Annotated in this window: 21 protein-coding genes; 8 read left to right on the top strand and 13 right to left on the bottom strand. The window is 44.3% G+C overall.

Translation table 11 applies throughout. From position 1 onward, the window contains the following. Positions 1 to 17 precede the first annotated feature (17 nt). The 8 genes from ACVA58_RS05240 to ACVA58_RS05205 all read right to left on the bottom strand — a co-directional run bounded on the left by ACVA58_RS05240 (position 18) and on the right by ACVA58_RS05205 (position 11587). Positions 18 to 1115: an amino acid ABC transporter permease gene (locus tag ACVA58_RS05240; RefSeq protein WP_446509374.1), complete on the bottom strand. Its 1098-nt coding sequence runs from the start codon at positions 1113 to 1115 to the stop codon at positions 18 to 20. Between the two features lie 12 nt (positions 1116 to 1127). Continuing rightward, a complete protein-coding gene (locus tag ACVA58_RS05235) occupies positions 1128 to 2339 on the bottom strand; it encodes an amino acid ABC transporter permease (protein ID WP_446509373.1) in 1212 nt (403 codons plus the stop codon). Between the two features lie 47 nt (positions 2340 to 2386). Next, positions 2387 to 3565, bottom strand: coding sequence for an amino acid ABC transporter substrate-binding protein (locus ACVA58_RS05230; protein WP_446509372.1), 1179 nt, complete (start codon positions 3563 to 3565; stop codon positions 2387 to 2389). A 193-nt stretch (positions 3566 to 3758) separates the two neighbouring features. Continuing rightward, complete coding sequence (locus ACVA58_RS05225; RefSeq protein WP_446509371.1) at positions 3759 to 4526, bottom strand: hypothetical protein; 768 nt, start codon at positions 4524 to 4526, stop codon at positions 3759 to 3761. A 113-nt stretch (positions 4527 to 4639) separates the two neighbouring features. Beyond that, on the bottom strand, positions 4640 to 5863 hold the full coding sequence (locus ACVA58_RS05220) for an L-lactate MFS transporter (protein WP_446509370.1): 1224 nt from the start codon (positions 5861 to 5863) through the stop codon (positions 4640 to 4642). Between the two features lie 333 nt (positions 5864 to 6196). After that, positions 6197 to 6433: a YdcH family protein gene (locus tag ACVA58_RS05215; protein ID WP_446509369.1), complete on the bottom strand. Its 237-nt coding sequence runs from the start codon at positions 6431 to 6433 to the stop codon at positions 6197 to 6199. Positions 6434 to 6600: 167 nt separating this feature from the next. After that, positions 6601 to 7824 (bottom strand): sodium/glutamate symporter, encoded by a 1224-nt coding sequence (gene gltS / locus ACVA58_RS05210; protein WP_446509368.1) that lies wholly within the window; start codon positions 7822 to 7824, stop codon positions 6601 to 6603. Positions 7825 to 8452: 628 nt separating this feature from the next. Next, complete coding sequence (locus tag ACVA58_RS05205; RefSeq protein WP_446509367.1) at positions 8453 to 11587, bottom strand: EAL domain-containing protein; 3135 nt, start codon at positions 11585 to 11587, stop codon at positions 8453 to 8455. A gap of 466 nt (positions 11588 to 12053) precedes the next feature. Here ACVA58_RS05205 and galE point away from each other — a divergent pair, with 466 nt between their 5' ends. From galE to ACVA58_RS05175, 6 genes are all read left to right on the top strand, one after another. Further along, positions 12054 to 13064, top strand: a complete 1011-nt coding sequence (galE, locus tag ACVA58_RS05200) for a UDP-glucose 4-epimerase GalE (protein ID WP_446509366.1) — start codon at positions 12054 to 12056, stop codon at positions 13062 to 13064. Between the two features lie 99 nt (positions 13065 to 13163). Further along, a complete protein-coding gene (locus ACVA58_RS05195) occupies positions 13164 to 14231 on the top strand; it encodes a UDP-glucose--hexose-1-phosphate uridylyltransferase (protein ID WP_446509365.1) in 1068 nt (355 codons plus the stop codon). A gap of 33 nt (positions 14232 to 14264) precedes the next feature. Further along, the gene (gene galK / locus ACVA58_RS05190) at positions 14265 to 15428 is read left to right on the top strand and encodes a galactokinase (RefSeq protein ID WP_446509364.1); all 1164 of its coding nucleotides are present in this window, start codon (positions 14265 to 14267) and stop codon (positions 15426 to 15428) included. A gap of 28 nt (positions 15429 to 15456) precedes the next feature. After that, positions 15457 to 16542, top strand: a complete 1086-nt coding sequence (galM, locus tag ACVA58_RS05185; RefSeq protein ID WP_446509363.1) for a galactose-1-epimerase — start codon at positions 15457 to 15459, stop codon at positions 16540 to 16542. 175 nt (positions 16543 to 16717) lie between these two features. After that, a complete protein-coding gene (locus tag ACVA58_RS05180) occupies positions 16718 to 17182 on the top strand; it encodes a DUF2846 domain-containing protein (protein WP_446509362.1) in 465 nt (154 codons plus the stop codon). Between the two features lie 188 nt (positions 17183 to 17370). Further along, a complete protein-coding gene (locus tag ACVA58_RS05175; RefSeq protein WP_446509361.1) occupies positions 17371 to 17571 on the top strand; it encodes a hypothetical protein in 201 nt (66 codons plus the stop codon). 89 nt (positions 17572 to 17660) lie between these two features. Here ACVA58_RS05175 and ACVA58_RS05170 read toward each other — a convergent pair whose 3' ends face one another. Further along, positions 17661 to 17849 (bottom strand): hypothetical protein, encoded by a 189-nt coding sequence (locus ACVA58_RS05170; RefSeq protein ID WP_446509360.1) that lies wholly within the window; start codon positions 17847 to 17849, stop codon positions 17661 to 17663. A 255-nt stretch (positions 17850 to 18104) separates the two neighbouring features. Next, complete coding sequence (locus tag ACVA58_RS05165) at positions 18105 to 19736, bottom strand: methyl-accepting chemotaxis protein (protein ID WP_446509359.1); 1632 nt, start codon at positions 19734 to 19736, stop codon at positions 18105 to 18107. Between the two features lie 378 nt (positions 19737 to 20114). On the opposite strand from ACVA58_RS05165, the gene ACVA58_RS05160 reads away from it, so the two are divergent. Continuing rightward, on the top strand, positions 20115 to 21500 hold the full coding sequence (locus ACVA58_RS05160; RefSeq protein ID WP_446509358.1) for a serine hydrolase domain-containing protein: 1386 nt from the start codon (positions 20115 to 20117) through the stop codon (positions 21498 to 21500). Positions 21501 to 21566: 66 nt separating this feature from the next. Here ACVA58_RS05160 and ACVA58_RS05155 read toward each other — a convergent pair whose 3' ends face one another. Then, positions 21567 to 22283, bottom strand: coding sequence for a GntR family transcriptional regulator (locus ACVA58_RS05155; RefSeq protein WP_446509357.1), 717 nt, complete (start codon positions 22281 to 22283; stop codon positions 21567 to 21569). A 232-nt stretch (positions 22284 to 22515) separates the two neighbouring features. On the opposite strand from ACVA58_RS05155, the gene ACVA58_RS05150 reads away from it, so the two are divergent. Continuing rightward, positions 22516 to 23940 carry a glycoside hydrolase family 1 protein gene (locus ACVA58_RS05150; RefSeq protein ID WP_446509356.1) on the top strand — a complete coding sequence of 475 codons (1425 nt, stop codon included), beginning with the start codon at positions 22516 to 22518 and terminating at the stop codon, positions 23938 to 23940. 109 nt (positions 23941 to 24049) lie between these two features. Here ACVA58_RS05150 and ACVA58_RS05145 read toward each other — a convergent pair whose 3' ends face one another. Beyond that, on the bottom strand, positions 24050 to 25423 hold the full coding sequence (locus tag ACVA58_RS05145; RefSeq protein WP_446509355.1) for a heavy metal sensor histidine kinase: 1374 nt from the start codon (positions 25421 to 25423) through the stop codon (positions 24050 to 24052). Further along, on the bottom strand, positions 25410 to 26090 hold the full coding sequence (locus tag ACVA58_RS05140; RefSeq protein WP_446509354.1) for a heavy metal response regulator transcription factor: 681 nt from the start codon (positions 26088 to 26090) through the stop codon (positions 25410 to 25412). Before ACVA58_RS05140 ends, ACVA58_RS05145 begins: the two co-directional genes overlap by 14 nt. Positions 26091 to 26177: the final 87 nt, after the last annotated feature.

Raw genomic sequence — 26177 nt, 5'->3', positions numbered from 1 at the left:
CAATCCCTCTTGATGACTTACCGTTTATGACCGGTATGAAGTTTGTTTTCCAAATATATGCTGTATCGCGACATACCAAAGCAAAACACCCAAAACACCAGTGCGACAAAAACATAGCTCTCTGTGGCAAAGCCCAACCACCGAGGGTCGGTATTGGCCGCCTGACCGATGCCAAGCACATCGAACATACCGATGATGAGCACCAAGCTGGTGTCTTTAAACAGTCCTATGAAGGTGTTAACGATAGCTGGAATACTGATCTTGAGCGCTTGCGGTAGCACGATCAGGTATGTTTTCTTCCAATAGCTCAGCCCGAGTGCATCGGCGGCTTCATATTGTCCTGAAGGAATGGCTTGCAGGCCTCCGCGAACTACTTCTGCCATGTAGGCTGCACTGAACAAAACAACGCCAATCAGTGCCCGGAACAGTTTGTTGGTCTCGGTTTCGGCGCTGAGGAAAAGCGGCAGCATGACTGAAGCCATAAAAAGAACGGTGATAAGCGGTACGCCGCGCCATACCTCAATATAGACAGTGCAAAGGCTGCGGATCACCGGCATATTCGAGCGTCTACCCAATGCCAGTGCGATACCAATCGGTAGCGATACGACAATACCGACAATGGCTATGATCAATGTGATCAACAAGCCGCCCCACAGATGGGTTTCAACAACGGGTAACCCGAGAACTCCACCGTAGAGTAAACCAGCAATAATGAAAGGATAGATATTGACGAAGAACAGCCATATCCATGTGCGACGAGGTGTTTTTTCATAGGCAAGTAGTGCTATGAATATTGCAAGGGTGAAGTAAAAAAGCTGAGGGCGCCACAGTTCTTGTTGGGGGTAGAACCCAAACATAAATTGCTCGAAGCGAACAGAAATGAATACCCAGCACGCCCCATTTCGTTGGCAGTCGTCCCGAGTAGTCCCTGCCCAGTCAGCATTGAGAAAGGCCCAATCAGCAATGTTCCAAAGGGCCATGATAGCGAAGTAACCCAGAACAAGCGTTAGGCATGTATTGATGGCATTGGAAAACAGGTTTTTGTGTAACCAGCCAATGATACCAACAGTGTTGGCTGGAGGAGGTAAGTCTGGGCGAAACTGGTGTTGATGCATTCCCTCGCTCTCCTAGCGCTCGACCAGCGCAACTTTGCGGTTATAGATATTCATGATCAATGAAGTAAGTAGGCTTAGAGCAAGGTAAACGGCCATGGTCATTGCAATTATTTCGATAGCCTGTCCGGTTTGGTTGAGTGTGGTACCGGCAAAAACCGACACGAGATCTGGATAACCGATAGCCATAGCCAAGGAGGAGTTCTTGGTCAAGTTGAGGTATTGGCTTGTCAGCGGAGGAATAATAATCCGCAAAGCTTGTGGAATGACGACCAAGCGTAGGGTTTTACCTTGGGGGAGGCCAAGCGATAAGGCGGCCTCTGTCTGCCCGTGGCTGACAGCATTAATCCCCGCACGAACTATTTCAGCGATGAATGATGCGGTGTAGACACTTAAGGCAAGCAGTAAAGCAGCCAGCTCGGGAATGATGCTGATCCCCCCCCTGAAGTTAAAGCCTTTCAGTACAGGGGCCTGCATATGAACTGGTTGCCCACTGGCGAAATAGCTGATTGTCGGGAGGATAACAAGCAGGCTAATTGACACCCAAAGGATCGGTGATTGTTTTCCGGTCGCTTTTTGTTTTCGCCTTGCATAAATCGTGTAGCCAATACTCAGTACTAACGCTGTGAGAAGTGCAAAGCCAATCCAGTAGGCATTTTGCTCGAAAACAGGCTTGGAAAAATACAAACCACGAACATTGAGGTAGACACTTTCGCCGAGGCTGATGCTGTTACGGGGAGAGGGGAGCGCTTGTAAGACAGCGAAATACCAAAAGAAGATTTGCAGCAACAAGGGGATATTACGGAACGTCTCGATATAAACTGCCGCAAAACGGCTAACCAACCAATTAGAAGAAAGCCGAGCGATACCGATAAGGAACCCAATAATCGTGGCAAGTAAAATACCCAGTACAGAGACTAGAGCGGTATTGAGCAAACCGACAAAGAAGGTACGGCCATAACTATAGGTTTCATCGTAATCTATCAGACTCAACCCGATTCCGAATCCCGCTTGTTCTGTGAGGAAACCAAACCCAGTGGCAATCCCACGCTGCTCCAAATTGACCAATGCATTGTTGATAATTGAGTAAATAAAGAAGAACAACGCTGCAGCGGCAAGTGCTTGAAACAAGAGCGCACGAAAAGTAGGGTTATATATCAGGTTAGTTTTCTTCGCTGCCAAAACGTCACATCCTGTGTCGGTGATTTTTGAAAGGTGGAGAGACATTCTCTCCACCTTTGGCCGCTAATATTTGTTATTTGGAATGAGAGCGGTTAGCGAATTGGTGGAGCATACTGCATACCACCGTCGGTCCATAGTGCGTTAAGTCCGCGTTTAATTTCAAGCGGGGAGCTCATGCCTACAGTACGTTCAAAGCTTTCGCCGTAGTTACCGACTTGTTTAATTATTTGGTACGCCCAATCGTCATTGAGTCCAAGCCCTTTGCCTTTCGGACCATCGATACCCATAAGGCGGCGGATATTAGGATCATTTGATTTATTCATATCATCGATGTTGTGGGAGGACACACCTAACTCTTCAGCATGGATCATGGCATTGAGTGTCCACTTAACAATATTAAACCACTGATCATCTCCCTGACGGACCGCCGGGCCTAAAGGTTCTTTAGAGATAATTTCTGGCAACACGACTGCCGATGATGGATCTTGTAGATTTAAGCGCAGGGCATAAAGTCCAGATTGGTCTGTGGTTAGAACATCACAGCGGCCAGCTTCAAAGCCTTTGACAGTTTGAGCGGCTGTATCGAAGACTACTGGGGTGTATTTCATTTCACGATAGCGGAAGTAATCGGCTAGGTTGAGTTCGGTGGTGGTACCTGACTGAACACATACGGCTGCGCCATCAAGCTCTCTTGCGCTCTCTACCCCGAGCTCTTTTTTGATCATGAAACCTTGGCCGTCGTAATAATTAACACCAGCAAAGTTTATCCCCAGTGCTGTATCACGATGAAGAGTCCAAGTTGTATTGCGGGATAGCAGGTCTATCTCACCAGATTGAAGGGCTGTGAAACGCTCCTTGGCGGTCAGTGGAATATATTTCACCTTGGTTTTATCACCAAGCGTCGCTGCCGCTACAGCTTGGCAAAATTCAACATCGATCCCCTCCCACTCGCCTTTCTCATTGGGATTTGAGAAGCCTGGTAAGCCGGTCGTCACGCCACATTGGATGTAACCTTGCTTTTGAATTTGAGCGAGCGTGTCAGAACTCACAGCTGCTGCTGGCGCACTTTTGGCTGTCAGTTCTTCAGAGCCAGATTCCACAGTAGTAGCGGCACCCCCTGAAGCTTGGGCCAGTTGTTGTTCAAGCGTCTCGACTTGATCTTGTAGTGATTTGACCAGCTCGCTATCTTGGCTGCTACCACCGCCATCACAGCCAGCAAGAATAAGAGCAAGAGTAGATACTGCCATGGTTGAGGTAAGGATTTGCTTCATAATTACGTCCTGTTATTCCTTATCAAGAGAATTGACGCTTCTTATCGTCATTATTAGCAGTTATATCCAAAAGGGGGCCGCCGTGATTTATCCATCTAATAGGCACTTTCTTTCGGTCGTAAAAAATAACTGTCTGTTTTTGAGTCACTATTTAGTATAGGAACACTTTGAAATAGTTCTAGTTAATAAGTTGTTAACGTTTCGGGGGGGGGGAGGGTGATCTCAGCTGTTGGGTATTGTTAGAAAGAGAAAAAGCCCCGCACAGAGCGGGTCCCTGCTCATTATCCGTCCTGTCAACTTGATGCAAGCCCAGCGCTTTCACGAGAAGGAGCTTTTTACCCATATCTCTGAAGGCTTTGTTGGCACAGGTCATTTCAAAAGCACTACCCGGAGGCCCAGCAGGCTGCGATGCTGCACTGGAGTTGATCAGGTCCACTTTTTTCAAACTAACAGAATCTGTGTAGGGATCGTAATGAACAACCTTAGCGTCAACGTTGCGACGTCCAAATGGGTCAACCTCGTTAAAGGTGTTGTTGGCGCGACCGTCCCAGAAGTTTCGGAAGTTGAAAATGGCATTGATAACGGTTGATGTATTACGCGGTTCCACACGACGTGTAGTCACACCTCCGACGTGGAAAATATCTTTGACTGTTTCACTGCTTTCTCTGCGGTCAGGGAACTTAGGTTCACTATAGCTACCAGCATAGAGTTCATCGAATACCGCGGCAAATACGCCTTGCGAGGATACAACATCATCGGTATCGAACAAGACCTCGCGATCATCAGGATCGCCGTAGACTCGGAATGGGAAACCTTCCGGTACCAAAGTGTAGTTTGGTCCGCCAACCCCTGTCCGAGTCGGGTCGAAAATTTCACGTTTGGCCGATTCTGTGTGGTTCAGTCCGGGCTGATTTGGTTTGAGTTCGGATATCAGCACCGGCACTGTAGTGACAACTCGCACAAGCTTGCCTCTGGCTACCTGCTTGCGTGTCCCAGAACAGTGAAATCTTGAATGAGAAGGTATAAAAAAAGCACAGCGAGGCTGTGCTTTTTTATGTTTGCTTGTAGAAAGAATTAGGCTTTGGCCAGTTTCTTCTCTAGTGCTTCAGCATCAACAGGCTTGGTGATAACAGAAAGCAAAACGTTAAACGCCAACATTACCGCACAGATTGAGTATGCTAGGGTGTAGTTACCTGAAGCACCCATTGCGATAGCAGTGATTGCAGAACCGATAAAGCCACTCACGCCCCATGCTGTATATAGCACACCGAAGTTAGCACCGTAGTTTTTCAGGCCATAGAACTCAGCCGTTAGTGTTGGGAATACCGCTAGTAGCGTACCGTAACCAACACCAGCAAGAGCAGCACCAATCATTAGCGTGAAACTAGAGTCAAAGCTAGCAAACAGTGCCATGTTGATACCTTGCATAATGAAGGCGATAGTCAGTGTACGTAGGCCACCAATTTTGTCAGCCAGAATACCAGCAACAACACGGCCACCAGAGTTGAATATAGACAGAACAACAACCAGGAAAGCGGCTTCAGTAATGTTTGCCTGCTGTGAAGCAATCAAAGTGATATTACCGATAACCATTAGGCCTGCAGATGACGCAAGAGCGAACATTACCCACAGTGAATAGAACTGGGGTGTTTTCAGCATTGCACGCCACTGGATGTCTACCGGCTTGCCAGCTTTCGCTTTGTAATTAGCTGGTACTTGTGGTTTGTAGCCTTCAGGTGGGTTGGTGATAGTGCTAGCCAGTGGAACTGCAATAAGCAGGATAGCCACGCCTAGGATCAGGAAACTGGTGCTGATGCCGAAAGAGTCAATTAGCAGAGATGTTAGCGGTGCAAGATATACCGCAGCTAGACCAAATCCAGCAGCGATTAAACCGTTTACAAGACCTTTCTTTGAAGGGTGAAACCATTTCATTGCAGAAGGAGCAAGGCACGCGTAGCCAAAGCCGATACCTGCACCAGTCATTAGGCCGAAAGTGATAAGAAGCAATAGTGGGGTGGTGGCAAAACTAGAAATGATCATGCCTGAACCAACAAGAACCGTACCCAAAATAAGGATCTTACGCGGGCCCATGCGGTCTTGAAGTACACCAGCTACCAAAAGAGATAGAGCAAAAGTAATTACAGCGACTGAGTACGGCATAGAAGCATCTGCATCTGACCAGCCCATATCTAGAACGAGCGCTTGCTTGAATACACTCCAAGCATACAGGATGCCCATACATAGGTTGATACAGAAGCCTGCCAGCAGGATCTGCTTTGCTTTATCGAATTTAGTCATTGTTTTCTCGTCACTACAAGGGAAACAGTATGGCTTGCATACTGTGCTCAAAAATTTTTTGTCTTTATTAACAAAAGTTGATTGTCACTAAAGGTGCGCGGATTCTATCAATATTTTTTGAATAGGAAACCGCTAGAAATATCTAGTTACAAATGTTTCTGTGGTTATTTGAACTGTTCATATGCTGTTAATATTGTTTTTGCTATTTATTCAATAGCTTATATCCATTTTTGCGAGGCATTTCATATTGGAGGGAAGGTATGAATTTATGTTCACTTCACCGATTGTAAAGCAGTGAAGTGAACATCATAAATAATGAGAACCATGGCAGCATCAGTGTGACAGAATACTGTAGATTTTATCTTTCAGTTGGACGCGTTCTAATTTCAGTTGTGTGAAGTGGTGATCGTCGGTGGGAATGTTGTTGCCTTCAAGGCCTCTAATTTTATGATCTAGTTGGTGGTAACGGTCGGCCATTTGCTTGAAGCCGTTGTCGGATTGTTTTAGTTCCTTAATTCTATCTTGATGCTCAGGATACTCGATAAACAGTGCATGATTTTCACCTAACATATTGATACTCCCACGCTCTTTACGACCCTACCGAATTCTACGGTAGGCACAGATTCAACATTCATACCACACAAGTCTGTGGTAAGAAGAGAGGCCAATAGATTAATAATAGCTTGGAGATGCCGAACGGCAAAGCCGGGCCCTGTTAGGCCCGGCAGAAGGGATATTTACTGGATGAAGCTGATATAGGTCTGCAGTACGATTAGGTTGGCAATGTCGATAAAGAAAGCCCCGACGATTGGTACGACCATGAAGGCTTGTGGTGATGGGCCATTACGTGAAACAAGCGCACCCATGTTCATCACCGCAGTTGGTGTTGCACCCATGCCAAAACCACAGTGGCCACCTGCAATAACTGCCGCATCATAGGTCTTACCCATCAGGCGGAAGGTGACGAAGTATGCAAAGGCTGCAAGTGTAATCGTCTGTACCGACAGAATCACTATCATAGGCAAGGCCAGACCAAGCAGCTCCCACAGCTGAAGGCTCATTAGCGCCATAGCCAAAAACAGTGATAATGAAATCGTACCTAGTGCATCGACGGTTTCTTTATTGATCTTATAGACTTTGGTTGTTTCACAGACATTGGTAATGAAAACACCGATAAAGAGGGCATACACAAAGTCAGGAATACGCAGCCAGTTGATACCAAGGCTGTCGATGAGCTCCTTTACGTGTGCAGCGCCAGCAACACAAATCAGCAAGATAAAGAGTACTTCAATGGTGTTCTTGCCAGTAATGCGATCTTCTTCGTTATCACTGTATGTGACTAAGTCAGGGTGTTCGATATGGTGTTTCTCACCAATTCCAAACTCAGACTTTAGTGAGAACTTGTTAATTAGGCGCTGTGCGACTGGTCCACCAATAATGCCACCCATGACTAACCCAAACGTTGCCGCGGCCATAGAGAGCTCTAAGGTATGCAGGCCATAGATATCGGCAAAGGTCTGTGACCAAGCCGCACCTGTGCCGTGCCCACCTGACAGGGTAATAGAGCCTACCATTAGTCCGAGCAGGGGATCGAGACCGAGCATCGTGCTTAGGCCAACACCAACCGCATTTTGGATAATAATGTACAGTGTTGCGATCGCAAGGAATAAGAAAACCCGTGAGCCGCCTTTGGCCAACAACTTGAAGCTTGCCGCTAAGCCAACTGTGGCAAAGAACATCTGCATTAGTGTGTCTTTGAGGCTTAGCTTGAAGGTAATATCGATACCTTGAGTATGTAAAACTGCAATTAGTATGGCAACTATCAATCCGCCAACAATAGGCTCAGGAATATTGTACTTCCGGAACACCTTTACTTTGCTATTAATGAAGTAGCCAAGAAAAAGCACAATAATCGCAATGAGAAACGACTCAAGTTCGCTTACTTGTATAACTGAATTCATGATTATGTCTTTTCATTGTTTTTTAGGCGTTAATTTTACCCCCTAAAATGGCGACTGCCTATATTGCCATTTTAACTACAATAGTGTAGACCCGTGGTTGCGGGTTGGTTGTTTATGTTTTGATTTTGGTGTTTATGTATATTAACTAGCGGAGCTGTAGAGTGCTTTGTTATTGATATGTTTTTATTGGTGGGGTGGTGCTTCCTTGTTGATAAAATGGCTTAAAAATAAGAAAAGTCTTATGATGAAAACAGGTGTGCTTTAAAATCAGTAGGCTAATGCTGAAGCGATGAATATCCATACGAAAAAAGCGGAATATATAAACTAATAATTATTGTAATTAATATGTTACGTCACTAAATTTGTCGACTACTTAGTAAGCAAACTAGATGATTGGGCTTAATAGTCATCACAGTGAGTGCTTTTATATCGATATTTTTTTGTTTTTTTTCATCACGGGCTCCCTTAAACCGCCGCTTTGATTGGTTTACGGGGAATGATGACTAATAAAACAGCGTATATAATCCGCGTGAGATCAATTTTTTTGCTGTTTTATCTCTATAGCGACCAAGAATTCGAATAATTAGGTTTCTGCTGCGTACTATTTACGCTGCACCGCCATTTAAACTTATACGGTACTTTCATTGGTATGAAGATAATGCTGTTCAAATTCATAAATAGTCTGAGGGCGGCCGAATAGGAACCCTTGGAATTCTTCAACCCCGATACTGGCCAAAAAATCCCGTTGGGATTGAGTTTCTACACCTTCTGCGACAACCTGCATATTAAGGTTGTGCGCCAATTCCACAATAGAGCGGGTGATGGCGATGTTGTCTTTATTCCAAGGGAGATCCTTAATGAACTCCCGATCAATTTTGAGTATATGGATAGGGAAGCGACTCAGGTAAGCCAGGGAGGAGTAACCAGTCCCAAAATCATCAATGGCTATTTTTACACCCAAAGCTTCAAGTTTGATTAACTTGTCCAGAGCGGTATCGACATCTGACATAATGACGGTTTCAGTGATTTCTATTTCGAGATATTGCGGATCACATCCACTCTTAATGATGGCTTTATCAATAGTCTCGACAATATTTGAGCCCAATAACTGCTGCGCTGAGATATTAATGGCAAAATTGAGGTTAATGCCTTTGGCTTGCCAAGCTTTCAATTGTCGGCAGGCTTTTTTGATTAAGTACTCTCCCGCCTCGATAATGACGCCAGATCGTTCCAGGATAGGGATAATATTGAGTGGTGATTCATGTTCACCATATTCATTTCTCCACCGCAGCAAAGCCTCCACACCGCAGACTCGATGATCTTTGGCATTGACTTTAGGTTGGTAGAAAAACTCATAACGATCTGAACCTACTGTTCGGCGAAGCTCTGACTCCAACTGAATTTGTAGAACACTGTGAACCCCCATTTCTTGCGTATAGAAACAAAACTGATTACGTCCTTGTTCTTTTGCGCGGTATAGAGCTATATCGGCATACTTACTGAGGTTTTCTGGCACATCAGAATCGTCGGGAAAGAAGCTAATTCCTATACTCGTGGTTAAGTATAATTCCTTACCTTCAATAATCAGTGGTGCCGATATGTGCTTCAGGATCCGGGTGGCAATATTGCTGACATTCTGTAGGTCGGCATTCTGCGCCAGAAGGATCGCGAACTCATCCCCTCCAAGCCTGGCAAGAAAGTCAGTTTCTCTAAGCAAGCGTTGAATACGCTTGGCCGCGGTCTTAATTACCATGTCACCGACAGCGTGCCCGAGTGAATCATTAATCTGTTTGAAATAGTCCAAATCCAGTGAGAGAAGGGCGATATTTTCACCTGTACCCTTATTACACTTCACCGCCGCACACAGCTGCTGTTGCAGTAGGGTGCGGTTTGGCAGTTCAGTTAATAGATCATAGTGGACCAAGCGATGCAGTCGGTTTTCGAACAAAACGCGTTCGGTTATGTCCTTGCCAGTGGATATATAATGGCAGATCTTTCCTCGGCTATTACGGATAGGGGCAATGGTTTTTTCTTCATATATTATCTGCTCATCACCTTGCTTATGTGCAATAACCCGTTCAATGACATGGCCTTCTTTCAATTGTTTCTGGACATGTTTTACATCGTTATGGTTATTTAAGGTATTTCTTAATAACTCAATTGACTGCTTACCAATAATTTCTTTGGATGTTATGCCGTTATGTTTCTCAAAGGAGCGGTTTACATACTCAACAACACCTCTCCGATCTGTAATGATGATGGAATCATTACTTTGTTCGAGTGCCCGTGACATACTCTTGAGTTTTTCTTCCCGCTCAATCCAGTAGGTTACATCTCGCAGGTTTAGCAAAATTTCTCTGCTTGAACTGTAGGTCGTTTCGGTCGCGATGATCTCAATATGTTTAGTTTTTAGATTCGTAAACTGTAATCGGATCTTAATTGTTGGCTGATTCTTCTCTCTGAGCTGATGCAGTTGCTCAATAATGGCCTCTACTTGCCGCCGTGATTGTGAGCCAGGCAATAGTTTCGTCAGGGGACAGCCTAGTACTTCTTTATTATGAAGGGATAGAATTTGTATGGCTGCATTATTTGCTGTGACAATTTTCATGTCTTGATCTAGGGTAATCAAACCGTCAGGGGCATGGCGTAACACGGTGGCGTACTGTAAGGCTGTATCTTCAATCTTCAGCGTTAATTTGCGCTGTGCATTGAGTAGCTGGGATAGATGCCAAGCTAGCACCAAACAACCCGAAGCCAAGCTAATGATCAGTCCCGTAAAGATAATCAGTTTTAATATTCTTGCTTTAGTAAAAGCTAGCTCGGTGACTGCTGCTGTCATGTTAACGCGTGAAATGATTGTCCATGGCAAGTCCGAACCTTGAAAAGGTAAGGTGAAGCTGTCCTCTCCACTGAAAGCTGCACCGGAAAAAAAGCGGGTAAAAGTATAGAGGTAGTCACCTATGATGACCTGTCCCGAATCATTAAGGCTGATATCTTGCCATAGCTTTGGATATTGGGTGTTGAAATCTGATTGTTCTGGTTGGTTGAGAGATGGCATGAACTGCCATGCGCTATCACTTGTTGGTCCCAGTAGCCATTGGCCATGACTATTCACTAACCAGTTTTGGACTTGGTCCCAGCCGTATTGACCTTTTAGCTCCTCTAGGTAATCAATCCCCAAGTAATTGAGAGTGATAAGCCAGCTTTGTCCATTTATTTTAAAATGGCTGACAAAGCGCAGCATTGGCTTATGGGGGAGCTCAATCTGGCCATTTTCTTGGTTAAGGTCGAACTGAGAGGTGTAGAACCCTCCTGGTTGGATTTCTAAAGCCTCCTTGACATAGTCACGGTGGCTTTTGTCTTGAAGTTGGCTAGGGAGGACGGCTGTTGCTGTATCCCCGGACTTATTGATGCGGATGATTTCTTTGCCATCGGCATTGAGTAGCCGGACTTGATCATAATAGTGACGCGTGGTTGATAAACGCTGGAAACTAGCAGTCAGAATATCGTGCTGTCTTTCTATGTTTAATGATGTTTCGGAAAGCTCTTTGGCTTTCTCTGTGAGGTATCTCAAATCTTCAATAATCGGGGCGAAATGCAGGCGAGTTATATGCAAAGAGGACTGGTGACGGCTGTTTTCACGATCTTGAATACGGTGGTTTAGTTGGTTGATATCTTCATTGTAGATATAAAATATAGACGCTGACGTAATAGTCAGGAGGGGAATAAAAAAGAGGAAAAATCGTATTAAGGCTGTTTTCATTCTTCACCAAGATGCATATCAACTGATTTAGTATAGCTTTTTATTGCCTATCTATGCATACAAAAAGGTTAAATTAGTCTTACACATCACATTGCATACCGTGATTGGATTCATTGGATTGTACTATCAGCTTTTTTGGGGTTATCTCCCGCCTGTATTTTAAGGTTAATCGTTTTCACACGATCTGTTTTGCTTTGGTCTATGCATAAATAGATTATGCTGGTGAAAATACGTAACACTATGAAATTTATCGTTATTGATTAAATTCGCTCAGATGTTATTACTTTTAATAAGTTGTGATAAGGGATGTACATCGATTAAATCCAGTGGAAACGTTTACACTATGTGGCGTTGATCACAGAATTCATTTTGGGCTTACTGATAAACTTGCTCGCAGTTAAGAACAAGGTGCTGTTTTCTTTAGATGGTTTTGAATTAGACACCGACAGTGAATTGGGAGAGCGTGATGAAGGTATTAGTAACAGGCGGTATGGGCTATATCGGCAGCCATACCTGTGTACAAATGATTGAAGCAGGTCTTGAACCAATCATTCTGGATAACCTTTGCAACAGTAAAGAAGCCGTGCTTGATAGAGTGAACACACTGACGGGTGTAAAGCCTGCTTTCTATCAGGGTGACATTCGTGACCGTGAGGTTTTAGATCAAGTATTCTCTGAGAATGATATCCGCTCTGTTATCCATTTCGCTGGCTTGAAGGCTGTGGGTGAGTCTGTTGAGAAGCCACTTGAATATTACGACAACAATGTTCATGGCACATTGATGCTAGTAGATGCGATGAAACATGCTGGAGTAAACAGTTTGGTCTTTAGCTCATCGGCTACGGTTTACGGTGATCCCGAAGAGATCCCAATCAAGGAAACAACACCGACTGGTCAAGTGACGAACCCCTATGGCCGTAGTAAATACATGGTGGAAGAGTGTCTACGTGATATTCAAGTTGCAGCTCCAGAGATGAGTATCACTTTGCTGCGCTACTTTAACCCTGTTGGTGCCCACCCATCAGGCATTATGGGTGAAGACCCACAGGGTATCCCAAATAACTTAATGCCATTTATCGCCCAAGTCGCGGTAGGCCGTCGTGAATACCTTTCTGTGTTTGGCAATGATTATCCAACCCCTGATGGTACCGGTATTCGCGACTATATCCACGTTATGGACTTGGCGGATGGTCACATCGCAGCATTGCGAGCTGTGGGTGAAAAGGCTGGTTTGCATATTTACAACCTTGGTACAGGTAAAGGCAGCAGTGTACTTGATATGGTTGATGCCTTTAGCCAAGCGTGTGGTCATGATGTGGCGTATAAAATTTGTCCTCGCCGTCCTGGTGATATCGCTGAGTGCTGGGCTGATCCTGCAAAAGCACGAAACGATTTAGGCTGGGAAGCGAAATTTGATGTCACAGCGATGGCTGCTGATACTTGGCGTTGGCAGTCAGAAAACCCGAACGGCTACTAGATAGCCTGTTAGAAATTTTGGAGTCGGTTGTGTTTCACCCTATATATTTGCCTGCTCCTCCCCTTATTTTTCAGTAAGTTGTAATTACGAGATTTGACAATGTCTGAGCAAAAATTCAATCCAGTTGACCATCCTCACCGTCGTTATAACCCATTGACGGGTCAATATATTCTGGTTTCCCCACACCGCGCCAAGCGTCCGTGGCAGGGTGCTGATGAGACCCCAGAACAAGCGGAAGACAAAGCGTATGATAGCGAGTGTTTTCTGTGCCCGACTAATACCCGAGTATCGGGTGACAAGAACTCTGATTATGCTGACACTTATGTGTTCAACAACGACCATGCCGCTTTAACTCAAGATACGCCCGATGCGCCGGAGTCAGGCAACCCTCTGTTTCGTTGCGAAAGTGCCCGAGGCCTGAGCCGCGTCATTTGCTTCTCACCCGATCACAGCAAGACCTTGCCTGAACTTCCTGTTGGCATGATTCGTAAGGTCATTGATACCTGGAACGAACAAATTGAAGAGCTAGGTGAAAAATACGTTTGGGTTCAAGCGTTTGAGAACAAAGGTTCTGCAATGGGTTGTTCGCAGCCTCATCCTCATGGTCAAATTTGGGCAAATAGCTTTTTGCCAAATGAAATCGCGCGTAAAGACGAAAATCTACGTGCTTATTACCAAGAGCAAGGATCAAATTTGCTGGTGGACTATGCGAAAGCTGAAATGGCCGATGGTTCTCGTACTGTGGTTGAAACAGAACATTGGATTGCAGTGGTGCCTTACTGGGCTGCGTGGCCATTTGAAACCATGTTAATGCCGAAAATCCATGTTCGCCGCATGAATGATCTGACAGAAGAGCAGCGTGATGACCTAGCGGTTGCCATTAAGAAACTGACCAGTCGTTATGACAACCTGTTCAAGTGTTCATTCCCTTATTCGATGGGATGGCATTATGCACCATTCTTCAAAGAAGGTGATACGTCCACAGAGCATTGGCAACTTCATGCGATTTTCTATCCGCCACTACTTCGGTCTGCCACTGTACGCAAGTTTATGGTGGGTTATGAAATGTTGGCTGAAAGCCAGCGTGACCTTACTGCAGAGCAGGCGGCAGACAAATTACGCGCTCTAAGCGACGTGCACTACCGCGAAGCAAAAAACCAAAAATAATAAAGAACCCATATAGAAAGATAGGAACATTTTATGTCTAAAACACAACTGCTTATTGACGCTGTTAATACCTCATTCTCCTCCGTATTGGGTTACGAGGCTACACACCTTATCCAAGCACCTGGCCGAGTGAACCTGATTGGTGAGCACACCGACTACAACGATGGCTTTGTCCTACCATGTGCGATTGATTACCAAGCGGTCGTTGCTGCTGCCCGTCGTGAAGATAATATCGTCCGTGTTGTTTCTGTTGATTATGACAACCAGACCAAAGAGTTCGACCTAACAGCTGATATCACCTTTGATGAAGACTGCATGTGGATCAACTACATTAAAGGGGTAGTGAAGTGTCTACGCGAGCGCGGTTATGAATTTGCAGGTGCTGATATTGCAGTGAGTGGAAACGTGCCACAAGGTGCGGGCTTGAGTTCATCTGCAGCATTGGAAGTCGTTATTGGTCAAACGTTTAAAACCTTGTATGCACTTGAGATTAGCCAGCAAGAAATTGCGCTAAACGGTCAGCAAGCAGAAAACGAATTCGTAGGTTGTAACTGCGGCATTATGGATCAGCTGATTTCTGCTGAAGGTCAAGAAAACCATGCCTTGCTAATAGACTGCCGTTCACTAGAAACCAAAGCGGTTTCAATGCCAGAAGATATGGCGGTAGTGATTATCAACTCTAACAAAAAACGTGGTTTGGTTGATAGTGAGTACAATACTCGCCGTGAACAATGTGAAGAAGCAGCACGTATTTTTGGTGTGAAAGCGCTACGTGATGTGACTATCGAGCAATTCAACGCCCGTGCTGAGGAGTTGGATGAAATGGTTGCCAAACGTGCTCGTCACGTGATCACTGAAAACGATCGTACAGAAGAAGCGGCAATTGCCCTAAGCAAAGGTGATATAAAGCGTATGGGTGAGCTGATGGCACAATCTCATGCATCAATGCGCGATGATTTTGAAATTACAGTCCCTGAAATTGATTTCATCGTTGATACTGTGAAAGCAGTGATTGGTGATCAAGGTGGTGTTCGTATGACCGGTGGTGGTTTCGGTGGTTGTATTGTATCTATTGTTCCACCGGCATTGGTTAAAGAAGTGACAACAGTGCTAGCCGAGAAATATGAAGCTAAGACTGGTTTGAAAGAAACCATCTACGTGTGTAAGGCCAAAGCCGGTGCGGGTGCTATTGCCTAAGTTGAGTTTGCTCAAATAAGGAATGAATATGACACTACCTCAAAAAGTGTTAGCGCTGCACGACACTATGACTACGGAGGCGGCCTTTGATGGTCGTCCTGCTAGCCTATTTACCCTGACCAATGCTTCGGGGATGACTGCCACCTTCATGGATATCGGTGCCACTTGGTTAAGCTGTACTGTGCCTGTGAGCAGTGAAAATGGTGAAAGTAACGAAACACGTGAAATGTTACTAGGTTGCGCAACCATGGCCGATCACCAAAAGCAAAGTGCGTATTTTGGATCCACCGTTGGGCGTTATGCCAACCGAATCGCGAATGGCCAATTCATCACCGAAGGTGGAACAACCCAAGTTATTACTAATCAAGCGGGAAATACCTTACATGGTGGCCCTGACGGCTTCGATAAACGTCGTTGGAGTGTGATTTCGCAAAGCGAGTCAAAACTGGAACTAAGCCTAGTATCAGAAGATGGTGATCAAGGCTTTCCTGGCAGATTAGAAGCAAAAGTCACATTTGAACTGACTGCTGATAACACAGTTGCCATTAGTTATCAGGCAAACTGTGATAAACCATGCCCAGTGAACTTTACCAACCATGCTTACTTCAACTTGGCTGGTGAAGCTTCGGCTGAGGACTGTTTGCAGCATGAATTAATGATAAAGGCTGGTCATTTTGTTCCGACATCTGAAGTAGGGATCCCGACAGGCGAATTGAAATCGGTTGAACAAACGGGTTTTGATTTTCGTGAAGGTAAGACAATTGGACGAGATTTGCTGAGCGATCCTGAGCAGTTATTAGCAAAAGGGTATGATCATGCTTTCATTCTACCGTTTGAATTAACTAACGGTATTCAAGATTTTGCCAAAGTAGTCTCACCGGATCAGAAAGTGACAATGATGGTACAGACTACCAAGCCAGCGGTACAACTCTATACTGGTAACTTCTTGGCGGGTACCAAGGGTACGTCGGGTGAATATGGCATTCACCAAGGCTTTTGTTTAGAGACCGAGTATCTGCCTGATGCACCGAACCATCCGGAATGGCCAGGTGACAGTATCCTGCGACCAAACCAAACCTATGCCCATTACACAGGCTACCGTTTTAATTTTTAGTTGTTCTATTTCCTTTGTTGAAATTGGGGTTTGCCCGCTCAAGTGAGCGGGCTTTTTTATGCCAACGTGTGAGATTAACCATTACGTTATATGTGCCGCATTTTGGGGGCGTAATATTGCCCTTGATTCGCGAGAGAGTAAGATTTCATATGTTAATCAAAAAATGGGTAACATTATGAAAAATAGAATATTACTGAGTGTTTTTATACTCTCTGCGCTTTCTGGTTGTGCGTCTGTTCCTACAGCGAATATTGCACAGTCAAATGAAGCAAAACAGTTTGAGCAACCTACAGATGGCAAAGCGGGACTGTATGTCTTCCGTGTTGACTCTCCCGTAGGTGCTGCGTTGAAAAAGGATGTATTTCTTAATGGGGGCTGTGTTGGCGAAACGGCACCTGGTGTATTTTTCTATCAAGAAGTTGATGCTGGGAAGGAGTATATAATCAGTACAGAGTCGGAGTTTTCCCCAAATGCTCTTAAGGTATTAACAGAGTCTGGGAATCTGTATTTCATCGAACAATATATAAAAATGGGTTTGTTTGTTGGCGGTGCAGATGTTCGTTTAGTCGACGAAGTACAAGGAAAGCAATCTATCACTGAAACTACAATGGCAATTCAAGGTACTTGTAACTCTGTTTAGAATGCAGATGTAGCCAGTAACGGGGTGGGGGAAACATGATGAACTTACTACTTTCCCCTGCTTTCTTGGGCATGGATAGTTACCGAAGTCACGATGTACACATACGTACCGCTTAACGTTGTGTGAATTTCTCTATCACACGGTATAATCACAAATTGATATTTTGGGTACTGTGTATTGGTTGAAAAATGAAAAAAAACACGATGACCTTCATCGTCACTTTCGTGTCGGTGTTTTGTGCAATAACGGCTAAGAACTTCCTTGTTGGTGCATTCTTAGGGACTGGTGAGCTACACTTTTTGCTCGATACATTGATACTACTTGTGATTTATGTGCCTATTTACTTCGCTTTCACGAGGCTAGGCAAACGTTTCGTGAATAATGAGTAAACGAGCCCTTCGTTGTTATAAGGCACAAGCTGGTACTTTCATTTGAGTACCAGCTATATAAGGTAATAAGTCATTCTCTTCTGTTGGCCTTAACTGCGATTAGCATGGGTGAGAAGGTCAATGAGCTCGTTTTCGGTTTTTGGGGTCTTGTCTAATTGAATGTGAGGCGAAGAACCGCCCCAAAGCATGTAGGCTTTATCGGTACAATGGTCATGGTGAAACCATTTTCCGTCAATACAGATGTCGGTATAACATCTTGGGTCTTGAATAAGCTCCATATACACTCGTCCTCTTCGTTTAACATGTTTCCAACATACGACCAACTGATATGTAGTAAATTGATCCTGGTCATTAACGTATACATTTTTTGTATTAAGTGTTTCGCAAACTACTTTGTAACGTGCGACAGCACTGGGCTACATCACGTTTTGTGCTGAATATCTGAATTTAAAGCCTTTTAACAAGTTGGCGTTGCTGAAACAAGAAGCCCTGCAATTGCAGGGCTTTATTTAGGTGATAAAAATTACGAAAGGCTAGTTTGGTGAGAAGGTAAACTTGTCAATAGAGTTGTGGAGTGCAGCGACTAGGCCATTGACTTGCTTTGCAGCTCCTTGAACATCATTGGCAGAATGCTGGTTGTTAGTGGCCATCTCGGCAATTTTTTGCACACGTTCGGCAAGCTCTAGGTTTGCGCTGGACTGTTCATGTAATGAGCTGGTGACTTCGTCGATCAATAACATTAGAGCTTGTGACATTCCCTGCATCAAGCGCACTTTTTTTTCTGCCTCTACGGTTTGGGTCATGTTTTGTTCAACCGCACAGACACTGACTTCTATATGGTCGACTGTTGATTCAATCCCAGATCGTAGCTCTTGTATGGTTGATGCTATTTGCTTGGTCGAGTCGGATGTTCTGACGGCAAGGTGTCGGACTTCATCGGCGACAACCGCAAAACCACGGCCTTGATCGCCAGCTCGTGCAGCCTCAATAGCTGCGTTGAGGGCGAGGAGATTGGTTTGTTCGGCAACATCATTGATGACATTGACAATACCTTCAATTTCTTTGGAATGGTGACCCAACTCAGAGACAGCATCGCTTGAACGACGGGATTTTTCCGACAAGACACTGATATTGTCAATTGCTCTAAGCATTGTTGAAGCGCCGATATTCGCTTGCTCCCCACTGTCATTGGAGAGGGACTTTATTTTGTCGGCATCAAGTGAAATGGTATGAATGCTCTGGTTGAATTGCTCAACAACCGCGGCGATTGAGCCGGTATCATCTGATTGACGATCAGAGGAGCTGACAATGTCGTTGGCTAGTACATCAAGTTTTGCTGCTTCTTCGCCAAGTGCTTCGGCGCCACTATGAACCCCCTGTAATGTATTTTGAAAGGTAGCCATCAGGCTATTGAACGCGATTCCAACATCAGATATTTCATTGTTACCTTGTTTTGGGATCCGTACGGTGAGATCAAGATTACTTTCTGCTCGTAGAATAAGAGATTGTAGCTTTGCAAGTGGTGAGGTGATGCTTTTGGTGATGTAGAGTGAGACAACAATGAGCCCGATAGCCAAAACTGCAATCAAAACGAGGAAATCTCTTATGTTTTGGTAAAATACGGTATCAACATCATCGACATAAAGTCCTGTGTTGAGTACCCAGCCCCAAGGTTGAAAAGGGAGAGAATAGGCAATTTTAGGATAGGGAGTCTCATCTGACCCTGCTTTTTGCCAGTGGTAAGTCACAAACCCTCCACCTTTTTTGGCTGCCTCGACTTGATCACTGACAATTAGTACACCTTTGATATCCTTTAGGTTTGAGAGATCTCGACCGTTTAAATGTGGGCTAATAGGATGGTGTATCATGGTGCTTTTCATGTCATACACCATAAAGTATCCATTGTCGCCATAGCGCATGGCGTTAAGTGACGATATCGCCCTTTTCTGTGCCTCCGGAATTGTTATTTCACCTTGTTGAGCCTGTTTATAGAGATCCGAAACGAGTGTTTCAGCAGATTCGACAAGGACTTGAATTTGATGTTTACGTTCACCAAGCATGCTGTCTCTGCTGTCAAAAAGTGCAAACAAGGTGGCTGAAATGAGGGATACTACCGCGATCAGAATGATCAGCATCAAGCGTTGCTTAATAGATAGAGCGTTCATGGTTTCCTCCATGTCCCCACAAAAGGTAAGTAATTTATAAATTTACTGTCCAACTTACTTGAGTCTAGCAATGCAGACATGAATTGCTTGATATTTGGATATTAATAATCCCCGTTGTAATCAATTGAATATTCTGGATTGAATGCTGGAAAATGTGTTGGCTGTGGTCAGTCATTTCACTCGTTGTAACCTACCAGCAAGTTCCAAGTAACAAATTGCTCAGTTGTTTTCTTATTATTTTCAGTGATTTGCGCTGTAATTTTGAATAACGTTAGAGGCTATTTATCGCTCTGCGTGTAAAGTCAGGGCAATGGGTTGATTTAAAACGATTTAATAATTTATCGCTTTGATTGAGACAGAAACTTAGGGGGGCTAGATATGATGTTTGGAAAAAGCTATTGGTATCGTGTTAGCAGTATGATTGGATGCGTGCTTGTTTGTAGTTTATTGGCGCTTTCCCATTATGCATTTGCTGAAAGGAAGATTGATAAAGAAAAAATGGATCGTTACTTAACAACGTTAGCAGAAAATAACAAAGCAACACTGGGTGTTGTTGTGGTGGATAAAGGAAAAGTGACATACAGCCATCAAACGTCTACCCCGTCACAATTAAAAACAGAACAATCAGATATAGTTAAAAAATATAAAGCAGGCTCGATAACGAAAACATTTACATCTACATTAATTTTTCAATTAATAGAGCAAGGGGAAATAGAATTATCGACGCCCTTGTCAACATTCTATCCGGAGTTTGAATATGCTGATGACATTACAATAGGGCATATGTTATCTCATCGTAGCGGGCTTTATAATTATACTAACGCTAAAAATTTCATTGCATATTTTAATACGTACCAGACCAAAGAACAGATGTTACAGCGTGTAGCATCCTATCCAGTGGTATTTACTCCAAATAAAAAACATGAATACTCTAATACCAACTACCTTCTTTTAGGTTACATCATTGAAGATGTAACGGGTAAGAGCTATGGCGAAGTCGTAAAGGAAAATATTATTGATCGGGTCGGGTTGAAAAATACTGAATATTGCGCGAGTGAAACCAGTTGTGGCCAAGAGCTTGAGTCTTTTTTCTTTTCTGGTAATCAATGGTTTAAGTCGCCATCTTGGTCAATGAGTGTTGCCTCAGCTGCCGGTGCTATCATTTCAACACCATATGATTTAACAAAATTCATTCGTGCGCTTTTCAACGGCGAGTTGGTCTCTGAGGATTCTCTTAAGCAAATGAAAGGGACCTCAAATCTGTCCAGTAAGGGATTATTTAGACTACCGTTGTACTCAAAGTATTCTTATGGTCACCGTGGCTTGATCGAGAGTTTCAACTCTGATCTGAGCTATTTTGAAAGTGACGATCTGGCTGTGGCAATCAATGTTGATGCGCTAAATTATAACTTCAATGACATCACGATAGGCATATTGAGTATTTATTACGGCATACCCTTTACGCTCCCTAATTTCGAGCGTCAGCCAATCACTGTCGTAGTTGATAATTTAAAAGGGTATGAAGGTAGTTACACGAGCCCTGATTTTGATTTAGATATTAATCTTTCAGTGATAAACGGGATTTTGATGTTGCAAGCAACTGGTCAAGAGGCTATTCCGTTGGAAGCCTATAGCGAACATGAATTTGAATTCAAGCCTGCAGGTATATTGTGCAAGTTTGGAATGACCGCATCGGGTGATATTGACTACTCTAAGTTTGCCCTGCATCAAGGTAATTTGACGTTTGCTTATCAACGCCAGTAGCCCGCTCTGTACTTTTAGGTCACTTGGGTATAGTGCCTCGTTGGGACAGTACTGTGGGCGGCCTAACTACTTCAGCTGTAGTGATTTCACATAGGTCGTCGATAGCTTGAAAGACTCACAGGTGTGTTTGGCAACGGAGTGTTCAAAAAGCTGTCCGTTATCCAGGTAGGCGCGCTGAGAGACGGTAACTAAATGCTCGCCTTCAGGAATAATTAACCATTGGCTTTCTTGTTTGTTGGCTTGATCCACGGTGATCGTCAGGTTTGCACTGTGGATCCTTTGGTTTAGGGTCTCGGTTATGTAGCCGTAGATGGAATCTTCAGCTTGTTCAAGAGTCAGTCCTGTCACCACAGCAACGGGCATATAGGTATATTCAACGATGGTCGGCTGGTCATCGAGCGAGCGTAACCTAATGATTTCATACAGGTGATCACCAAGCTGCCCACAGACTAATTCTGCGGTCTCAGTATCAGCTTCGATAATACGAAAGTGCTTTACCTGTGTGGTGACTTTTTTCCCGGTGCCCTCGTAACGTAGCTTGGTGCCTTGTAAGTGGGTATCAGGTTGCTGAGGAGGGGTACTCTTAACAAACGAACCGGCCCCCCTTTTACGGACAACAATACCTTCCTTCACCAGGATATCCATCGCTTTTTTTAGGGTGATTTCACTGCATTCAAACTCGGCGGCGAGTTTCTTCCCTTCAGGAAGTTTCGCTGCAGCGCTGTATTCACCAGATTGAATGCGAGCTTTAAGTTGCTGATAGATAGCCTGATATTTGTTCATTGTTGTTTCATACACGTTAGGGACTGGCACAAGCAGAATACCTTAAATAGCTCTTTATAACAGCGGCTGATAGTGTGTTTAATGTGATCTATGTATGGTTATTGGTTTTTTCTGAGTGTAAAACCATATGGTTTTGGTTAGGGTCTTGCTATCAGCGTTGTTTGCACTAGGTGGTAACGAGCGACTTTTTGCAAACTGAATACATTAATGGCTAGCCTAGCTAGGGTGAATTATGAGTTTTCAAAACGAGTTTTTGTGGGGAAGTGCATCGGCAGCGTACCAGATTGAGGGTGCAGCAAACCTTGATGGCAAGGGGGATTCCATTTGGGACGTGTACTCCCGAGTACCAGGTAATACCTTCAAAAATACCACCGGTGAGGTTGCGATAGATTTCTACCACCGCTTTGAAGAAGACATTGCCTTGATGAAAGAAATGGGCCTGCAGGCGTACCGGTTTTCGGTGTCTTGGCCAAGGATCATGACTGATGGCCGTACGGTCAACCCCCAAGGAGTGGAGTTTTATCATAAGGTTATTGATACCCTCATCGCGAATGGGATCACGCCTATCCTAACGGCTTATCACTGGGACTTACCTCAGGCATTACAAGATGAATATCAGGGATGGGAGAGTCGCGATATCATCGAGGACTTTACTCGCTACTGTGAAGTGTTGTTTGAGGAATACGGTGATAAGGTTCCTTATTGGGTAAGTCTCAATGAGCAGAATATCTTTACCAGCTTAGGTTACTTACAAGCAATTCACCCGCCGAAAGTGTCTGACTTCCAGCGTTTTATTAATGCCAATCATATTGCCAATCTGGCTAATGCCAGTGCGGTGAAGAAATTCCGTGAGATGGGTATCAACGCCCAAATTGGCGCCAGTTTTGCCTATAGTCCAGCTTATGCGCAGTCAGCGAAACCTGAAGATGTCATTGCGGCGGAAGATGCCCAAGAGCTGCAAGATCTGTTCTGGATGGATGTGTATGCCAAAGGCCGTTATCCAAAAATTGCCTTGAAGCGATTGGAAAAATTAAATATCCACATCGACTTCCACCCAGGTGATAAAGAGCTATTGGCTGCTGGTGTATGCGATTTCATGGGCTTGAATTACTATCAGTCTGCGACTTATGTGGCTGCAGATAATAAACAAAGCATAGCCCAGACAGGGAACGCCTCCCAAGTGTCAGTTGTTTCTGAAATCAGTGACATTCCAACAGATAAGTTGTTTGCTCGCGCGGATAATGAATACTTGGATATGACGGATTGGAACTGGGCGATTGACCCAAATGGTCTACGAGTTGCGTTGCGTCGTATCACGTCCCGCTATGAACTGCCGATCCTGATCAGTGAAAACGGCCTCGGTGCGTTTGATACGTTAACGGAAGAAGGTAAGGTACACGATGATTACCGGATCAATTTCCTTCGCCGTCATGTTGAAGCGATTTCAGATGCCATTGACGATGGCTGTGAGGTTATCGGTTATTGTACCTGGTCTTGCCAGGATCTATTTAGCTGGTTGAATGGTTATGCCAAACGCTACGGTTTTATTTATGTTGACCGTGACGAAGAGAGCGAAAAAGAGCTTAAGCGTTACAAAAAAGACAGTTTTTATTGGTATAAGAAAGTTATCCAGTCTAATGGTGAACAGTTAGATTAGAGAGGACTCTATCGCAATAGTCTCTTTATCAGCCTATGCTTTATAAACCCATGCATCCGCATGGGTTTTCATTTTTATCATTTCTTTCTATTTCGTCATTGATAGTGTTTTATACTTCGCTGGCTTTCTTAGGCACCGACAAAACAAAACTGGTAATGCCATTATCGGATCGCACCAGAATGTCACCGTGGTGGATTTTGGCAATAGAACGGGCAATCGCCAATCCTAGCCCAGCTCCGGCAGTCGCTCGGTGCATTCTGGCTTTATCAACCCGGTAGAATCGCTCGAAAATATAAGGAAGGTTTTCAGCGGGAATTGTTTCCCCTTTGTTGATAACGGCTACTCGGGTAGACGTTTCATTTTCACTAATTTGGATCGTAATGGCTTCGTTATCATCACTGTGCCTGACTGCATTGGATATAAGGTTGCCGATAGCGCGTTTGAGCATCTCTTTATCCCCGTGGACAAAGCCAGATCCCGATAGGTTGATGGTAACGCCTTTTTCTTCTCCTGCCAGTTCATAATATTCAGCCAAGTCTTCAACAAGTGGGCTAAGAGCAATATCTTCATTGGCGGTTTGCAGCAAGTTATGCTCAGATTTAGCCAAATACAACATGTCGGTAATGGTTTTAGTTAAGCGGCTCAGCTCTTCAGAGGTTGAAATTAGGCTTTCCTGATATTCATCAGTTGTGCGTGGGTGGGCGAGGATCACCTGAGTTTGAGTCATCATATTGCTTATTGGTGTACGAAGCTCATGGGCTATATCGGATGAGTATTCAGACAAGCGCTCGAACTCTTTCTCTAATCTCGACAGCATATCATTGAACATAACAACCAAGTGTTGTAGCTCGCTTGGAAACTGAGCTGGCTCGACGCGCAGGTTTAGCTTCTCGGTGGAGATTTGCTGCATGTGTTTCTCAAGCGTTTTAACAGGACGCATACCTTTTTTAACGATTAACCAGCCAAGAAAGCCACTGACAATACTGGCAAAAAGCGTCGTCCAGAACAGTATTTCAGTAAAACTGGTAAGAAATGTACGCTGATGGTTGATGTTAAGCCCTAAAATGACATCGTTTTCGGGCTCTTTGTTAACAGGAAAGCGAAACGCCCGGTAGCGGTTGTTGTTATCTTGCCATTCCACCGCTTCTGTTTCACGGTGAAGGATAAAGTCTTGGGGCAAGTTGATAGATTCGGTCTGGTAGATAACTTTCTTTGAACTGTTATTGATTAACCATAGTTTATTCTCCCCCAGCTCAAAAAAGGTACCGTACTTTGCAATAAAATCGTTTTGCAGTTGAAGGGTATTGATGGTTTTGTATTTTTGCTCAATGGTATATTGATCTTGGGCGTAGAAGTGGCGTTTAAGGTGATAAAGCGTTGTGGCACTCAATGCAAATAATACAAGAATGGAAGCAGTAAAGAAGGAAACAATCAGTTTCGATGACATTGAGTTGAACATTGCGTTTTTGCTAACCTTGTTCATCTAGCATGTATCCCATTCCACGAATTGTATGGATCAACTTGGGCTCGTACCCTTTGTCGACTTTCCCACGCAGACGTTTCACCGCGACATCAATAACATTAGTATCACTGTCAAAGTTCATGTCCCACACGATAGATGCAATTTCTGAGCGCGATAGCACTTCGCCTTGGCGTCGCATCAAGAGTTCGAGTAAAGAAAACTCTTTGGCGGTGAGGGTGATACTGTCACCTTCTCGTGTCACTCGGCGTTTGAGTAAATCAAGGTGAAGATTGGCAACTTCTAGGGCGAGTTCTTTTGATGGTGAGGGTTGTTTTCTGCGCAAGGTATTTTTTATACGTGCGACGAGTTCAACGAAGGCAAAAGGCTTAACGATATAATCGTCAGCACCCAATTCCAGCCCTTTGACTCGGTCTTCGACCTGATCTCTGGCGGTCAACATAATGACAGGCGTTTCTATATTGCTGGCTCGCAGGGTAGTTAATACTTGCCAACCATTAAGTTGTGGCAACATGACATCTAGGACGATGAGATCATAATTGGCGCTGGTGGTTTGGTATAAACCATCAACGCCGTCTGATGAGAGGTCGACAACATAGCCTGCTTCGGTGAGCCCCTTTCTAAGGTATTCACCGGTTTTGGGTTCATCTTCAATAAGCAGTAACTTCATGTTCACCTCAAGTCTCTTCTCATATTTAGCCTCTAGGGTTGGTTCCCTCAACCCTTTGTTCAGCAAAGTTCGTGTTAGGATGTTATT

The organism is Photobacterium sp. DNB22_13_2, assembly GCF_052873915.1.
This window is presented reverse-complemented; position numbering and strand designations above follow the sequence as displayed.

What these genes read in the sequence shown, in the direction of transcription:
- ACVA58_RS05240 (WP_446509374.1), bottom strand. Translation starts at nt 1,115, where the DNA reads ATGCATCAACACCAGTTTCGCCCAGACTTACCTCCTCCAGCCAACACT.
- ACVA58_RS05235 (WP_446509373.1), bottom strand. Translation starts at nt 2,339, where the DNA reads ATGTCTCTCCACCTTTCAAAAATCACCGACACAGGATGTGACGTTTTG.
- ACVA58_RS05230 (WP_446509372.1), bottom strand. Translation starts at nt 3,565, where the DNA reads ATGAAGCAAATCCTTACCTCAACCATGGCAGTATCTACTCTTGCTCTT.
- ACVA58_RS05220 (WP_446509370.1), bottom strand. Translation starts at nt 5,863, where the DNA reads ATGACTAAATTCGATAAAGCAAAGCAGATCCTGCTGGCAGGCTTCTGT.
- ACVA58_RS05215 (WP_446509369.1), bottom strand. Translation starts at nt 6,433, where the DNA reads ATGTTAGGTGAAAATCATGCACTGTTTATCGAGTATCCTGAGCATCAA.
- gltS (WP_446509368.1), bottom strand. Translation starts at nt 7,824, where the DNA reads ATGAATTCAGTTATACAAGTAAGCGAACTTGAGTCGTTTCTCATTGCG.
- ACVA58_RS05205 (WP_446509367.1), bottom strand. Translation starts at nt 11,587, where the DNA reads ATGAAAACAGCCTTAATACGATTTTTCCTCTTTTTTATTCCCCTCCTG.
- galE (WP_446509366.1), top strand. Translation starts at nt 12,054, where the DNA reads ATGAAGGTATTAGTAACAGGCGGTATGGGCTATATCGGCAGCCATACC.
- ACVA58_RS05195 (WP_446509365.1), top strand. Translation starts at nt 13,164, where the DNA reads ATGTCTGAGCAAAAATTCAATCCAGTTGACCATCCTCACCGTCGTTAT.
- galK (WP_446509364.1), top strand. Translation starts at nt 14,265, where the DNA reads ATGTCTAAAACACAACTGCTTATTGACGCTGTTAATACCTCATTCTCC.
- galM (WP_446509363.1), top strand. Translation starts at nt 15,457, where the DNA reads ATGACACTACCTCAAAAAGTGTTAGCGCTGCACGACACTATGACTACG.
- ACVA58_RS05180 (WP_446509362.1), top strand. Translation starts at nt 16,718, where the DNA reads ATGAAAAATAGAATATTACTGAGTGTTTTTATACTCTCTGCGCTTTCT.
- ACVA58_RS05175 (WP_446509361.1), top strand. Translation starts at nt 17,371, where the DNA reads ATGAAAAAAAACACGATGACCTTCATCGTCACTTTCGTGTCGGTGTTT.
- ACVA58_RS05170 (WP_446509360.1), bottom strand. Translation starts at nt 17,849, where the DNA reads ATGGAGCTTATTCAAGACCCAAGATGTTATACCGACATCTGTATTGAC.
- ACVA58_RS05165 (WP_446509359.1), bottom strand. Translation starts at nt 19,736, where the DNA reads ATGAACGCTCTATCTATTAAGCAACGCTTGATGCTGATCATTCTGATC.
- ACVA58_RS05160 (WP_446509358.1), top strand. Translation starts at nt 20,115, where the DNA reads ATGATGTTTGGAAAAAGCTATTGGTATCGTGTTAGCAGTATGATTGGA.
- ACVA58_RS05155 (WP_446509357.1), bottom strand. Translation starts at nt 22,283, where the DNA reads ATGAACAAATATCAGGCTATCTATCAGCAACTTAAAGCTCGCATTCAA.
- ACVA58_RS05150 (WP_446509356.1), top strand. Translation starts at nt 22,516, where the DNA reads ATGAGTTTTCAAAACGAGTTTTTGTGGGGAAGTGCATCGGCAGCGTAC.
- ACVA58_RS05145 (WP_446509355.1), bottom strand. Translation starts at nt 25,423, where the DNA reads ATGAACAAGGTTAGCAAAAACGCAATGTTCAACTCAATGTCATCGAAA.
- ACVA58_RS05140 (WP_446509354.1), bottom strand. Translation starts at nt 26,090, where the DNA reads ATGAAGTTACTGCTTATTGAAGATGAACCCAAAACCGGTGAATACCTT.